The sequence below is a fragment of the Dyella tabacisoli genome (assembly GCF_003350925.1).
In the GTDB taxonomy this organism is placed as follows: Bacteria; Pseudomonadota; Gammaproteobacteria; order Xanthomonadales; family Rhodanobacteraceae; genus Dyella_C; species Dyella_C tabacisoli.
Window position 1 is genome coordinate 294,907 of record NZ_KZ857174.1, and the last position, 13,944, is coordinate 308,850.

General features: G+C 59.7%; 10 protein-coding genes. 9 read left to right on the forward strand and 1 reads right to left on the reverse strand.

Annotated elements, in window-relative coordinates:
• The first annotated feature begins 59 nt into the window (after positions 1–59).
• The 9 genes from DVJ77_RS05380 (at position 60) to DVJ77_RS21035 (ending at position 12,805) form a co-directional block, all read left to right on the forward strand.
• Positions 60–1,877 carry a DUF885 domain-containing protein gene (locus DVJ77_RS05380; RefSeq protein ID WP_114844730.1) on the forward strand — a complete coding sequence of 606 codons (1,818 nt, stop codon included), beginning with the start codon at positions 60–62 and terminating at the stop codon, positions 1,875–1,877.
• 249 nt (positions 1,878–2,126) lie between these two features.
• Entirely contained in the window at positions 2,127–3,467 is a 1,341-nt protein-coding gene (locus DVJ77_RS05385; RefSeq protein WP_114844453.1) for a sigma-54-dependent transcriptional regulator, read from the forward strand.
• Between the two features lie 184 nt (positions 3,468–3,651).
• Positions 3,652–5,040: a sensor histidine kinase gene (locus DVJ77_RS05390; RefSeq protein ID WP_114844454.1), complete on the forward strand. Its 1,389-nt coding sequence runs from the start codon at positions 3,652–3,654 to the stop codon at positions 5,038–5,040.
• 773 nt (positions 5,041–5,813) lie between these two features.
• The gene (locus DVJ77_RS05395) at positions 5,814–6,848 is read left to right on the forward strand and encodes a LacI family DNA-binding transcriptional regulator (protein WP_191983664.1); all 1,035 of its coding nucleotides are present in this window, start codon (positions 5,814–5,816) and stop codon (positions 6,846–6,848) included.
• Positions 6,849–6,998: 150 nt separating this feature from the next.
• Positions 6,999–8,135, forward strand: coding sequence for a VirK/YbjX family protein (locus DVJ77_RS05400; RefSeq protein ID WP_162791374.1), 1,137 nt, complete (start codon positions 6,999–7,001; stop codon positions 8,133–8,135).
• 29 nt (positions 8,136–8,164) lie between these two features.
• A complete protein-coding gene (locus DVJ77_RS05405) occupies positions 8,165–8,680 on the forward strand; it encodes an RNA polymerase sigma factor (RefSeq protein ID WP_114844732.1) in 516 nt (171 codons plus the stop codon).
• Positions 8,677–9,693, forward strand: a complete 1,017-nt coding sequence (locus DVJ77_RS05410; RefSeq protein WP_225427829.1) for a FecR family protein — start codon at positions 8,677–8,679, stop codon at positions 9,691–9,693. Before DVJ77_RS05405 ends, DVJ77_RS05410 begins: the two co-directional genes overlap by 4 nt.
• 143 nt (positions 9,694–9,836) lie before the next feature.
• Entirely contained in the window at positions 9,837–12,248 is a 2,412-nt protein-coding gene (locus tag DVJ77_RS05415) for a TonB-dependent siderophore receptor (protein ID WP_225427830.1), read from the forward strand.
• 269 nt (positions 12,249–12,517) lie between these two features.
• Positions 12,518–12,805, forward strand: coding sequence for a hypothetical protein (locus DVJ77_RS21035; protein WP_162791375.1), 288 nt, complete (start codon positions 12,518–12,520; stop codon positions 12,803–12,805).
• Positions 12,806–12,846: 41 nt separating this feature from the next.
• Here DVJ77_RS21035 and DVJ77_RS05420 read toward each other — a convergent pair whose 3' ends face one another.
• Positions 12,847–13,851, reverse strand: a complete 1,005-nt coding sequence (locus tag DVJ77_RS05420) for an MBL fold metallo-hydrolase (RefSeq protein WP_114844456.1) — start codon at positions 13,849–13,851, stop codon at positions 12,847–12,849.
• Positions 13,852–13,944 lie beyond the last annotated feature (93 nt).

Consider the following 13,944-nt stretch of genomic DNA (forward strand, 5'->3'; position numbering starts at 1 on the left):
TGATTTGGCGCTGGCCAATGGCTCGCATGGGCGCGACGCCTCGAACCGAAGGGGACAACATGAAAGTTTTATCGATGCTGATTTGCGCAGGCCTGCTGGGCTCGGTGAGTTTGGCGGCTGGTGCCCAGGCGGCACCCGCTGCATCGGCCGATGTAGCCACGCGGGTCAAAACGCTCAACGCATTGCTCGCCGAGCAATGGCAGCACACGCTGGAGAACTCCCCGGAGTTCGCCAGCGTACTTGGCGACCTGCGCTACAACGACCGTTGGAGCGATGCTTCGCTGGCGCATGTGCAGAGCGAGTACAAGGCTACCGCTGATTTTCTCAAGCGTTTCGAGGCTATCGACACCAGCGGTTTTCCCAGTGAGGACAAACTCAATCAGCAGTTGATGGTGCGCCAGCTCAAAGACAATCTGCGCGGCACCGATCTGAAGCTTTATGAGATGCCGCTGGATCAGATGAGTGGCGCGCACTTGCAACTGCCGGGCTTTATCAGCTCGCTTCCATTCAACAACACGAAGCAGTACGAGGATTATCTGCAGCGTCTGCACGATGTTTCCAAGGTGTTGGAGCAGACGACCGCGATGGCGCGGCAGGGGCTGCGCGATGGCCTGATGCCGCCGAAGTATCTGCTGGAAAAAGTCGTGGTGCAGATCGACAACATCGCCAAGCCGGCCGGTGCCGACAATGCATTTGCCGAACCGCTGAAGCATTTCCCCGATAGCGTGCCGGAGGCCGATCGCCAACGCTTGCGCGAGGCGATCATCGCGGCGATCGACCACGAGGTGCGGCCGGCTTATCGCAAGCTCGGTCAGTTCGTGGCAAAAGACTACGCACCGCACGGGCGCACTCAGCCCGGCATATGGCAGTTGCCGAACGGCGATGCGATCTATCGCTACGACGTCGAGCAGATGACCACGACCACCGAGAGCCCAGCGCACATCCATGCACTGGGCCTGGCCGAGGTCAAGCGCATCGAGGCCGAGATGGCCGAGATTGCCAAGGCGCAGGGTTATGCCGATCTGGCGAGCTTCCGCGCCGCGTTGAAAAACGATCCTAAAGTGCGCCCGAGTTCGCGCGAGGATCTGCTCAATCGCTATCGCGGCTTTATCGCGCAGATGCAGCCGGAGTTGCCCAAATTGTTCGGCTTGCTGCCCAAGACCAAGGTCGAGGTAGTACAGGACGAGGCGTACCGCGAAAAAGAAGCCTCGGCGGCGGAGTATCACCAAGGCACGCCGGACGGTGCGCGTGCGGGACAGGTATTCATCAACACCGGCGATTACGCCAACCGCACCACCTTGACGATCGAATCGACCGCGTATCACGAGGCGATTCCAGGTCACCACATGCAGATCTCGATCGCGCAAACCTTGCCGGCGCTGCCGCCGTTCCGCCAGCAGGCCGGTTACACCGCTTATATCGAAGGCTGGGCGTTGTATGCCGAACGTCTGGGCAAGGACATCGGTTTTTATAAAGATCCGCTGTCCGACTACGGCCGTTTGTCCGATGAATTGCTGCGCGCTGATCGCCTCGTGCTCGATACGGGCGTGCACTACAAGCATTGGACACGGCAGCAGATGGTGGATTTCTTCCACACCCATTCCAGCCAGGACGAGCCGGATCTTCAGGCCGAGACCGATCGCTATGTCTCCTGGCCCGGTCAGGCACTGGCTTACAAAATGGGTCAGTTGAAGATCCTCGAACTGCGTGAACGCGCGAAAAAAGAGTTGGGCGACCGCTTCGATATCCGCACCTTCCACGATGAGATTCTCGGTGGCGGTGCATTGCCGCTGGACGTGCTGGAAACGCGCGTGAATCAGTGGATTGCCGCGGCGAAGGCGGGTGCGGCGGTGTCGCCGATGGCTGTCGCTCATTGACTTGAGATGGAGGGGCGCGCAAGTCTGCACCCCTCCCCAGCCCTCCCCAGCAAGCAGGGGAGGGGGTCAAACGAGGCACGCTCTTGCTCCTCCCCCTGCTTGTCCCGAAAAGGGACTTCCTTCGGTCGCAGGGGGAGGCTGGGAGGGGGCGCTGTTAGCACCCCATAAAACTTACCGGCGACGAATCATCCCGTTCATGGCAACCTTCTCGCGTGGAGCTGCATCCATGTCGACATGTGTAGAAGAAAAATGCGTACCGTTCTAATCATTGATGACAACCCGGCCGTGGGTGAGGCGTTGTCGCTGGCGCTGTCGCTGCGCGACATTCGCGCGTTGGTCGCGTTGACGCCGGAGCAGGGTATGGAGCTGCTGGAGCGCGAACGTATCGACGTGGTGATTCAGGACATGAACTTCACCGCCGATACCACCTCCGGTGAAGAGGGTATCGCGCTGTTTCGTGCGATCCGCCAGCGCCATACCGATTTGCCGATGATCTTGCTGACCGCCTGGACCCATCTGGAAACGGCGGTGGAGTTGGTCAAGGCGGGCGCGGCCGATTATCTGGCCAAGCCTTGGGACGACAGCAAATTATTGACCACGGTAGAGAACCTGCTGGAGCTATCGGAATCTACGCGCGAAGTAAGCCGGGCACGCAACGAGCGCCGCAAGCGCCGCGAAGACTTGCAGCGCCGCTATGAGCTAGATGGCCTGGTATTTGCCTCCGAGGCGATGGCGCGGACGCTGGATCTGGCTTGCCAGGTCGCCCGTTCCGAAGTGCCGGTACTTATTACCGGGCCGAACGGGGCAGGCAAAGAGCGCATCGCCGCCATCGTCCACGCCAATTCGCCGGTCAAGCGCGGCGCCTTTATTGCGGTGAACTGCGGTGCGCTGCCAGGCGAGCTGATCGAGGCGGAGCTGTTCGGCGCCGAGGCTGGCGCTTATACCGGCGCAAACAAAGCGCGCGAAGGCCGGTTTGAGCTGGCCGATGGCGGCACGCTGTTTCTCGACGAAATCGGCAACTTGCCGTTGTCCGGCCAGATGAAATTGTTGCGCGTGCTGGAAACCGGTCAGTTCGAGCGATTGGGCTCAGGCCGTACCCGTCATGCCAAGGTACGTGTGCTCAGCGCCACCAACGCCGATCTCAAGGCGATGATTCGTGCCGGCACCTTCCGCGAAGATCTGTATTACCGCCTCAACGTGATCGAGGTGAACCTGCCTTCGCTGGCCGATCGCACCGACGACATCCTGCCGCTGGCCGAGCACTTCCTCAACGGCCGCGCGGTATTGAGCGACGCTGCCCGCGAAGCATTGCTGAGCTATTCCTGGCCGGGCAATGTGCGCGAACTGAAGAACGCCATCGAGCGGGCGGCTTTGCTGGCCGGCGACGGCCGCATCATGCCCGACCTGCTCAATCTGCCGCAGCAGGCCATGCCGGCGATACGCAACCTCGACGAACCGAGTCGTGAAACGGTAGAGGCGGCGTTGGGCAAGGCCGATGGCGTTGTCAGCCGTGCGGCACAGGCCCTGGGCTTGTCGCGCCAGGCGCTGTACCGGCGGATGGAGCGGTATGGGCTGGTGGTGCAGGGCTAGGGATACTCTGATCCATTGGGCCTTCTGGACATCCTCTGAATCAGAGCATCCCTGAAGTTGCTGTACTGCCGGCCGGCGTATGAAGATGCCGGCTACCAAAAGCCTTGAGGAGTCGTTCCGTGCACCATCTGTCGCTGGCCCAAGTGCACGACTCCCGCGATCGGGCCTCACAAGACCAGATTTCATGGCGCGCGGTTTGAACACCCTGCAAATGCGGTTGACCGCCTTGCTCGGCGTTGCGGGCTTGTCCGGGGCGTTGATCTTTGTCGCCATCACCCAATGGCCGTTGCCGCAGGTGCTGCAATGGCTGCGCAAGGATCTGGCGCTGGCGGTGCCGGCCTCGGCACCTTGGGGTGTTTACGGCGGCTTGCTGGCAAGCGTGCTGCTGCTATTGCCCTTGTCATTCTGGCTGGCGTACCAGGTGATGAGTCCGCTGAGCCGTCTGCTGCGGGCCTTGGAAGGTGCCGTGGCGAGCTATCGCGATGGCGACTTCAGCTTCTCCATCGCGGCGGATCGTCGCGACGAATTGGGCGAGCTGATCCGCATGCACAATGCCTTGGGCCATACCCTGCGCGAGCAGCGGCAGCACCTGGCACAACGCGAATTATTGTTGGATACGGTGGTGCAAAATACGCCGGTGGCCTTGGTGCTGACAGATGCCGGCGACCGGGTGGCTTACGCCAATATCGCCGCGCGTCACCTCTTCAACGAGGGGCGCAGCCTGCATGGCCTGGATTTTTCGAGTGTGCTCAAGAACGCGCCCGAGGCCTTGCGCCGTGCCGCAAGCAGTGGCGAAGATGCGCTGCTCAGCGTGGAAATGGATGGCGGCGAAGAAACCTTCCATCTCTCTCAGCGCAGTTTTCGCTTACAAGGCCGGCCACACCGTCTGCAGTTGTTTCGACGCATGACGCGCGAGTTGTCACGGCAGGAAGTAGCCACCTGGAAGCGGGTTATCCGCGTGATAAGCCACGAACTCAACAACTCGCTGGCACCGATCTCTTCACTGGCACATTCCGGCGCCGAGCTGGCACGTCGCGGCGATACCGAGCGCCTGCCCGGCGTGTTCGCCACCATCGGCGAACGCGCCCGTCATCTGCATGGCTTTATCGCCGGATATGCCAGCTTCGCCAAGCTGCCGACGCCGCAGCCGGTAGCCATCCAATGGACGTCTTTCCTGCAGGGGTTGGCCCTGCATTGCCACTTCCGCGTGCAAGGCACAGTGCCCGAACAACCCGGCTGGTTCGATGCCGCGCAGGTCGAGCAAGTGCTGATAAACCTGATTAAGAACGCGCACGAATCAGGCAGCCCGGAGGACGGAGTAACCCTGGCATTGGCGGTGATCGGCCACGACTTGCGCATCGAAGTCGCCGATCGCGGCCCAGGTATGAGCGAGATCGTTCTGGCGCAGGCACTGCTGCCGTTTTACTCGACCAAACGTTCGGGGACGGGGTTGGGGTTGGCGTTGGCGCGGGAGATTGCGGAGGCGCATGGGGGGCGTATTGCGTTGGCTAATCGCGAGGATGGGGGGATGCGGGTTAGTTTGTTGTTGCCGTTGGGGCCTGGGGGCGGGTGAAGGGGCTTCGCTAGGTTGTCGCCTGCGGCGGTTTTCGGCCACCTGCCGGTGGTCGAGTCACTTTCTCTTGAATGGCCAAGAGAAAGTAACCAAAGAGAAGGCCACCCCGCGCGTCGCCCTTCGGGCTTGTGAGGGTCGGCCGGGCTTTTCGACAGGGCTCCTGCCCTGGCGAAAAGGGCTCGACATCCATGTCGAGCCCCCTACGGGCCTTGTCGTCCGACCCTCACCGACGCACAGGGGCCCCAAGGTCAAGAGCAAGATCAAAAGCAACGTCAAAAGCAGCCGCTGCGCCGCTTTTGCCCCTCCCCCTGCTAGCAGGGGAGGGAGTCACGCTGCCTCACCATCTCATTCATCGGCGACTGCAGTCGCACCCGAGTGCGCGCAGGACGCGCGCTGCTTTTGGGGCCCCTATGCAGCGGTGAGGCTTGGACGACAAGGCCCGCAGGGGCATCGACATGGATGTCGATGCCTTTTCGCCAGGGCAGGAAGCCCTGTCGAAAAGCCCGGCCAAGCCTCACGCACTCGCAGGGCAGGATGCCCGGAGAGCGCTGCATCGGGGTGCTCTTTCTTTTAGTTACTTTTCTTTGAGCAAGCAAAGAAAAGTGACTCGACCACCGGCAGGTGGCCGAAACCCCGCCGCAGGCGAACAACCCAGCGAAAACACAAGAAACTACGCCAAAACCACAACCCCCCACAACGCGCTAGCATTCCCCCCGTCATGGCTACGAAGCCGCGGCCATAACAGGGGTGCTTGAAACAAGGTGCGGTTCAAGATGCGGATCAAGAGTAAAGCGACCTCGTTCGATATAGCCGACCGGGCCGGGGTCTCCCAAGCCACGGTGTCGCGTGCTTTGCGTGGCAGCCTGCAAGTCAGTGAAGAAACGCGGCGGCGGGTACAGGCGGCGGCGGATGAGCTTAATTACAAGGTCGACAAGAACGCTTCCAACTTACGCAAGCGGCATTCGGGTACGTTGGCCTTGCTGTTTTTCGAAGATCCGACCGCTGACGAATCGCATATCAATCCGTTTTTTCTTTCGATGCTCGGTTCGATTACTCGTGCCTGTGCCAAGCATGGCTACGATTTGCTGATTTCGTTTCAGCAGTTTTCACGCGACTGGCACGCCGATTTCGCCGACAGCAAAAAGGCCGATGGCATCATCTTGCTTGGCTATGGCGACTATCTGGCCTATTGCGACAAGCTGGGCAAGTTGCTGGCGCAGGAGACGCGCTTTGTCCGCTGGGGTGCGGTGCTGCCCGATCAACTCGATATTTCCATTGGTTGCGATAACTTCCATGGCGGTCGTGTAGTGGCCGAACATTTGCTCGACCAAGGTTGCCGGCAGATCGCGTTTCTCGGCGATGCCTCCAGTCATTACCCGGAATTTTTCGAACGCTATCGCGGCTATGCCGCTGCGCTGGAACAAGCGGGCCTGGCATTGGAAAGCTCGTTGCAGGTCAATGCCGAAAGCACGGAGCGTTCCGGCTATGAGGCGATGCAAACCTTGCTGCGGCGGCATATCGAATTCGATGCGGTGTTCGCCGCCAGCGACTTGATCGCGATCGGTGCGCTGCACGCGTTGAACGAGCATGGCTTACGGGTGCCGCAAGATGTCGCGTTGGTCGGTTTCGACGACATCCCCATGGCCAGCTTCGTCAATCCGCCCTTGACCACGGTGGTGCAGGACACTAAGCAAGCCGGCGAGATGCTGGTGACCAATCTGCTGCGATTGATCCGCAATGAGCCGGCACAAAGCGCGATCTTGCCGGTGAAGCTGGTGGTGCGGCGGTCGAGTCTGCGCAAGCCGTAGCGCCGGGTCTGCTCTGGGGTGTCTTAACGTCGAGTCCGTTCATGGACGCACCCGCCTGCGTCCAATAGCAAAAAAGATTCGCCGGCCATTTCAATTTCTGGACCCGTAAACGTCTTAGACAAGACATAGCCATCACACGGGTCTCGCGTTTTGAACAAGCTGAACAACCAATCCGGGGCCGACACCATGGATGCCGGGGCCATTTTTGCGGTCAGCGAATGCGCGGATGCCGGTCCGGGCATGTTCGACAGGCTGCGCCTGTTCGTCACTGAACGGCTGGCGCGTGCGCGTGGTCTGGCGCCCCCGCTCGCCTTGATGAACTTCGTAAGCTCATTGCGTGAACGTACCGATTGGAGCGGCAGTCGGTTAAAGCGCTACATAAAGGCGGCCAAATACCTTGCGCGGGTGCTTTGCATGCCATTGCGGCATGGGCGGTATCTGGATTTCGTCTATCGCAATCAGGCGATGTGTACGTACCGGCGTCGGGATCCACGTGTGCTGGAGCGTCATTTTCATCGCTATATCAATGCGCATTGGAATCGGTCGGCACGCCTGCTGAGTATTCAGAGTCACTACCGGTTTGTGCTTACCCGGTTGCCCAAAGCATTGTTCGAGGCGATTTACACCGATGGCAACGCCACCTTGGGAACCGTCACTTTGAAAGACGGCAGCCCGCTGAAACTTTGCCTGCGACCGCCGATCCTGATGGGTTGCGAGGGTGAGTTGAGCATCGAGCTGCGTGATGCGAACGATCATCTGCTTTACCGCATTGTTCTTAGCGTCATCGACTATCGGCCAACGATCGCGATCGGCTGCATTCAGGGGCCCGCCGGGGAGAGCAGCAGGGATGTCGTACGCGATCTGACCCGAAACATGCATGGCATGCGGCCCAAGCAGCTAATGCTTTCGTTGGCTTATGCGTTTGCACGGCAATACGGTATCAAGCGTATTTGGACGGTGAGCAATGCGGCGCACCCTCTGCGTCAGGTTCGCCGTACATTCCAGGCCGACTACGATGCGTTCTGGCAGGAGCAGGGGGGCAGGCAAGTCGGCAATGGCTGGTTCATTCTTCCCGAGCAGCTCAGCCGGAAATCGGAATCGGAGGTTCCCAGCAACCATCGCTCGGCATTCCGCCGGCGCGAGGCATTGCGTATCGAGATCGAGCGGCTGCTCGGCCATGCGCTTGAAGCGGCTCCCGCATGGTCGGCCAGAACTCCGTTGAAGCAAGGGTTAGAATCGGCTAAGTCATATCAAGATGATCGCCGGAAAGCGTCGTGGATAAGTTAGGTAAAGCCAGCGAGGCAGGCCTTGACGCCATGGCGCCGCCAGAACACGCGGCGCAGGTGTCGGAGCTGTTCCGCGAACACAATCGCGCATTGATCGCCTTTCTGCAGTGCCGGCTTAACTCCCTGTCCGATGCACAGGAGCTGGCGCAGGAAGCCTATATGCGCATATTCACGCTGGAGCATCCCGAACAGGTCGGCTCTTTACGTGCCTACCTGTTTCGGATCGCGGCGAACCTGGCCGTCGATCGACTACGCATGCGCAAGGTGCGAAACGATATGTCTATTGAACAACCTGCCGAAGACTTGCACGTTGCCCCGGTTCCCGAGCGGCACGTATCGGCCATCGAACAAATGCGCGATCTGCGCAAGGCGCTGCGCGAGTTGCCGACCAAGACCAGTCGGGCTTTCGTGATGCATGTGATCGAAGGACGCGATTTCAGCGTCGTTGCGCAAGCCATGAAAATCAGCGAGCGCATGGTGCGCTATCACGTCTCCAACGCGCTGGCGCACTGCCGCGCGCGGGTCGACGAACCGGAGATGCCATGATGGTAAAGACCAAGGAAGAGAAGATTTTGCTTGCGGGTATGCGGCTCGATGAGCGCACGCTGCACACGGCCGCCGATTGGTGGACGCGGCTGCGCGATCCCAATAGCGCGATCGAGACAGTGGAGCAATGGCTGGAATGGACCCATGCGAGTGAGCAGCATTTAATGGCTTTCGAACGGGTGACCGAACTGGCGAACCGGTTTGGCGAACTCGATGATATGGCTCGTCGCCAACTGATCGCTGAATTCGCGCGGCCGACCGTATCGCTGCGTCGCTGGATTCCGCTGGCGGCAGCGGCTTCGGCACTGATGGCGTTGCTTGGCGGCTATCTGGCCTGGAGCCAGTTCGAGGCCCGTACGGCGCCACAGGTCTATGTCAGCGAGGTAGCCAATAACCGGGATATCACGCTATCGGATGGCTCGACGGTGGCGCTGGGCGGTGCCACTACCTTGACCACGCGCTTCAACAAGAGCGAGCGCCAGGTTGAGTTAGGTGCCGGCGAAGCGTTTTTCGAGGTGGTACACAATGCGCAGCGACCCTTTGTCGTCACTGCCGGTAACCTATCCATTCGCGATGTAGGCACGGCTTTCGACGTGCGCCGCACCGGCCAGCACGTAACTATCGCGGTCACCGAAGGGCGCGTGCAGATTTTCAACAAAGGCAGTGCGCGCGGCGAGAAGATGCTTGAGGCGGTTGCCGGTCAACTGGTCTCTTACGATCCACTGAAGTCCACCATGAGCGTCAGCAGTATCACCTCCGAGCAGGCCACGGCATGGCGCAACGATCGGCTGGAATTCGTCAACGAGCCACTTGATGTGGTGGTTGCCAATATCAACCGCTACAGCGCGCGCCCGCTGCATATCGCCGATGCCGATCTGGGGCCGCTGACCTTTACCGGCACCGTCAAGACAGACGCCATCGACAGTTGGCTAAATGCCTTGCCGGAGGTTTTCCCCTTGCATGTGAGCAAGGGGACTCACCAAGTGGTGCTCTCCAGGGCGGGACGCCACTAGCGTGGGCAATGGACGGCTCGCCGGCATGCTGATGGCGGCATGGGCCGTTCCTAAACGCTGATTTAGTAGCTGCGTTGCCGTACTGCTATTCATGCCGGACGCGTGTCAAACTGCCCGCTTTCGCTTTGGGGAAAGCGGATGTCATGAGCCGAGTTGTCCTGCTGTTCGCCTGCGCCTGCCTGGCGGTGCCCTTTGCCGCATTCGGTGCGGCGGAGATGCCGGTGCGTACCGCATCGGCGGCGTTGCCGATCCATTTTGCGATCCCGCCGCAAGCGCTTTCCACGGCGTTGATCGCTTTCGGCAAACAGGCCAATGTGCAGGTGCTCACCGCCGGTGGCACCATCGAAGCCTTTCACTCGGGCGGTGTGAACGGTTCGCTCAGCGCAGACGCGGCACTCGTCAGCTTGCTGCAAGGTAGCGGGCTGAGTTACGAATTTGTCGACGCGGGAACCGTAGTGGTCAGGCCGTTGGCGCCGATACCGGCCGGCTCGTCCCATACGGCGCTGGCGGCCCCAGCCGGCGCGGCCATCGCCGATGCCAAGCTGCTTGCGCCGGTGCACTCTCAAGGATTGGTTGGGCGGGATATCGGTTATATGGCCGACGTCAGCAGCAGTGCCACGCGCACCGACTCCGCGCTGATCGATGTGCCGCAGTCGATCAGCATCGTCACACGTGACCTGATGGATTCGCAGCAGATCCTCACCGTGGCCGACGCCGTGCGCAATGTCGCAGGTGTGCAGGCGATTGATGGCTCAGCCGGCGTGCCGTTATTCCAGATACGCGGCTTTTACACCGGCAGCGGCATGACCGACGGCATGCCCAACAGCTTTACCGGTTCGAGCGACTTCCCCCCGTTGATCGGCGTGGAGCGGGTGGAGGTGTTGAAAGGGCCGCAGTCAGTCCTGGGCGATTACTCGGTCAATAATAATTTCGGCGGCCTTATCAACGTGGTGATGAAGCAGCCACAGAGCGAGCCGGTTCGCCAGCTTAGCTACGCGGTGGGCGAACGCGGCGACACCCAGATCGGTGTCGATCTGGCCGGGCCACTGACCGGCAGCAAAAGCCTGACCTATCGGTTGGTGCTATCGGGCGAATATGCGGACCGCACGACACAGGGCTATTACGGTCAGCGCAACAGCTATTTCGCGCCGTCTATCGGCTGGCAAGACGAGAAGACCAAGATCGTTGTCGGCGGCGCGCGCATCATCAACCGGTTGCCTATTCCCGATCACACGATACTGCTCGACAGCAGTGTCGATTCCGCTACGCCTGCGGGTCTTTTGCTGGGCAATCCGAGCGATCACGCGACGTATCAGACCAGCCGCTTTTATTACCTGTTCGAGCACCGGTTCAATAATGACTGGACGTTCCGCAGTCATGGTCAATACGTCAGCCAGACCATAAGTCAGCAGAACTGGACGCTGAGCAATGCCATGCCCAGCGGCGATGTCAATGCGATGGCGGAGGTCTACCGCTATTCCGATGCGTATTACACCTTGCAGAACGACATCGTCGGCATCTTCCAGCACGGCATGCTGACGCACCGTGTGGTACTCGGCTTCGACTATGCGCGTTCGCATGTCGGCAGCAGCGACGATTTTCTCGATACCAGCGCTGGCTTCGCGCATAACGTCTTTACTTCCGAACCGCTGCCGTCCGCGAAGTCGGTGATTCAGCCGAGCAACGACTTTCATACGCCGGGAAGCCCTTGGTCGACCAATAGCGGTCTGTTTCTGCAAGACCAGATCGCGATCGGCGAGTATTGGGATGTGCTGCTGGCGTTGCGTCGCTGGTCCTATGAGCTTTCGACTGACGACATCAACGGCAACGCCTGGACCTTGCACAAGACGCAATGGGTGCCTAACGTCGGTGTGGTCTATAAGGCCACGCCCGAGATCTCGCTCTTTGCCAGCACCGCCAGCGGCTTTCAGCCCGACACCCTGCTAGGGCAGAACGGCCAGCCCTTGATGCCGGCATTTTCGCGACAGCTCGAAGCCGGCGCGAAGTTCGATCTATTCCAGCATCAGGCCCGGCTGACCGCCTCGGCCTATCGCATCATGCTCGACCGCAGTGTGGATGTGCTCTCGGTGCAGCCGCCGTTTTTCGCCATGCCGGGTCCGGGTCAAACCAACGAGGGCCTGGAGGTCGAGTTCACCGGCCGCGTGGCCCCCGGCATGGATATCAGCGCAAGCTACACCAACGCGCATATTCGCAATCACGACGGCAGCTTGCCGACCGGCGCGTCCCGCCAGCGCTTCAATCTGTGGGCCAGCTATTGGTTTCAGGGCGAGGCGCTGCATGGCTGGGGCGTCGCCGCCGGTGTGCTTGCACGCAGCCACAGCCTGGGGCAAATCTCGGACGACAGCGCTTATTTCAATATCCCCGGACAGGCCAGGGTCGATGCCAATGTGTCCTACCGCGCGAAGCATTGGGGGGTGACGCTAGGCATCAAGAATCTGTTCGGCAGAAACCTGTACAGCGATCTGTTTGACGAGCGATTCGTCTCGCTGCACAACCGGCGAACTTATATGTTGACCGGTACTTATGATTTTTGAATGCGGGACAGAGGTCTCGGGTGGCAGTGTGATTCCTCATGTCGCGTACAGTACAGACATGGTTCGGATGGAACGGCATTTATTCCAGTGAGGGTGCCACAGTATCTAGTGGATGCAGGCCCATCTTATGGAAGTACGTGGCTGGGCGAGGGTATTCGGGTGCTCCATCATGGGAGCCCTGCGGGTGGCATAGCGGTAGGGTCTACGGCTGCTATTGGAAGATCATTTGTGACATCATCTGGATATATTCAGTGCGGGTGTCCAACCTGATGTTTATGATCTTGTGGTCTTTATTTGCGGCTGTAGTTATCGCCATATCATTTTTGCGCGCTAAAGTCATTTACATATTACGATTGAGATATCCAGGTATATACGACAACGTTGGTCGTCCAGGTTATATGACTAATACGACTGGATTTGTTAATAAATTAAGAATTGGATATTCAAAAGAAATGCTTCCATCGGATTATTTATATGTCAGATGGATAAATGTTCTAAATCCGGTTGCGGCTTTACTTATGCTTGTATTTGTGATTTACGTGGTGGTCACTGATTGACTAAGGTGTCGAATGGGTTGTTATTTCCAAGGATAGGTATGTTAAATACCAGTCTGCATGGCCCGCTGCAATCGCCGATTCTTGCGGCGACGCAGTAGTCCGCGCAGTCCCCATCCGATAAGCACCATCACCACGACAACGGCTGAGCCGAACAGCCACAGCATGCGGGTCTGGTTGTACATCACGAAGATGCCGTCGGTGCTGTAGATGCCATTGAAGTGGGCGAGGGTTGCCGGCAGGCCGAGTAAGTCCTGCTTGGTCATGGGCAGGGCGTGTTCGTGCGGATGGTAGGTGCCGCCCATCGGCAGGTTCTGGCCGTTGGCATCGAGTTCGATATGGCCGCCCAGTACATAGCTGACTGGCCGGGTACTGACGAAGTCGACGATGCGCTGCGCACTGGCGAGGTCTGCTTTGCTGTCGTCGATGATGAGTCGTCCGGGCATGAAGAAGTCGCCGGAGAACACTAGCCCGGTCGCGCGGTCGTAGTACGTCACATGGGACGGGTAGTGTCCGGGGGTCGGCAGCACGTCGACCACGCGGTCGCCCAAATCCACCTGGGCAACGCCGTTCGGCCAATCCTTAAAGCCGAAATACTGTTGCACGTGAGCAAGGTCGGTACCGGCCACATCGACATGCGGCAATGCCTGGAATTGAGGGTCCGCCGAACGGTGATCGAGATGGCCATGGGTATGCACCACGACCAGCGGCAGTTTCGCCGCACCTTCTCCGGGCAATAGCGACATCACCGTTGAGGCCAACGGCATCTGCTTGGGATCGGCGATGTCGCCGGTGTCGATCAATAGCGCCTTGTTCGACCCCACCAGCAAATACATAAAGGGTGCTTCTTCGGTACTGCACGGGTTCTCGCGCAGAATAAATGTCTGAGCGTTATATCGATGCACCTGCAACGGCGCTTGCGGGTGGGCGGCACAGTCTTCCGCACCGGGGTTCCACTGCACTTCCATCGAACCGGGTACAAGTTGCGCGTGGGCGCTCGGGGTCAACAGCAGTCCAGCAAGCAGCCATGCATGGAGTATCGGTTTCATCACAAGGGCCTGGGCAGGGTTAGTGGAGATTTGGACGATTGGCGAGTGAGATGTCACAGCGAGACAAAGCGTTTAAGCGTGAGATTGAATTTG

Bases quoted from the DNA above. Each gene is read 5' to 3' on its own strand.
- DVJ77_RS05380 (WP_114844730.1), top strand. From the start codon at position 60: ATGAAAGTTTTATCGATGCTGATTTGCGCAGGCCTGCTGGGCTCGGTG.
- DVJ77_RS05385 (WP_114844453.1), top strand. From the start codon at position 2,127: ATGCGTACCGTTCTAATCATTGATGACAACCCGGCCGTGGGTGAGGCG.
- DVJ77_RS05390 (WP_114844454.1), top strand. From the start codon at position 3,652: ATGGCGCGCGGTTTGAACACCCTGCAAATGCGGTTGACCGCCTTGCTC.
- DVJ77_RS05395 (WP_191983664.1), top strand. From the start codon at position 5,814: ATGCGGATCAAGAGTAAAGCGACCTCGTTCGATATAGCCGACCGGGCC.
- DVJ77_RS05405 (WP_114844732.1), top strand. From the start codon at position 8,165: ATGGCGCCGCCAGAACACGCGGCGCAGGTGTCGGAGCTGTTCCGCGAA.
- DVJ77_RS05410 (WP_225427829.1), top strand. From the start codon at position 8,677: ATGATGGTAAAGACCAAGGAAGAGAAGATTTTGCTTGCGGGTATGCGG.
- DVJ77_RS05415 (WP_225427830.1), top strand. From the start codon at position 9,837: ATGAGCCGAGTTGTCCTGCTGTTCGCCTGCGCCTGCCTGGCGGTGCCC.
- DVJ77_RS21035 (WP_162791375.1), top strand. From the start codon at position 12,518: ATGTTTATGATCTTGTGGTCTTTATTTGCGGCTGTAGTTATCGCCATA.
- DVJ77_RS05420 (WP_114844456.1), bottom strand. From the start codon at position 13,851: ATGAAACCGATACTCCATGCATGGCTGCTTGCTGGACTGCTGTTGACC.